The sequence below is a fragment of the Limosilactobacillus reuteri subsp. simiae genome (assembly GCF_020784875.1).
GTDB classification, from domain to species: domain Bacteria; phylum Bacillota; class Bacilli; order Lactobacillales; family Lactobacillaceae; genus Limosilactobacillus; species Limosilactobacillus reuteri_H.
In genome coordinates this window covers 1-237 of sequence record NZ_JAJGUI010000047.1, presented here as the reverse complement: position 1 = coordinate 237, position 237 = coordinate 1, and the positions used below count along the sequence as shown (strand labels likewise).

At 50.2% G+C, this 237-nt stretch carries 1 protein-coding gene; it reads left to right on the top strand.

Annotated elements, in window-relative coordinates; genetic code table 11:
* On the top strand, positions 1-237 hold a 237-nt coding region (locus LMC10_RS01430; RefSeq protein WP_411377827.1), incomplete at both ends, for a hypothetical protein.

Genomic DNA, 237 nt, shown 5'->3' with positions numbered 1-237 from the left:
CGCTTACTGAAGCCGAAGTACTTTCACTGGCACTCAACGATGTTGAGGCACTTTCGCTTGCACTTACTGAAGCTGAAGTTGATTCACTCGCACTTACGGAGGCAGATGTGCTTTCACTCGCGCTTACTGAGGCGGAAGTTGATTCGCTCGCGCTTACCGAAGCTGATGTGCTTTCGCTTGCACTTACTGAAGCCGATGTTGATTCACTGGCGCTTACTGAAGCGGATGTTGATTCAC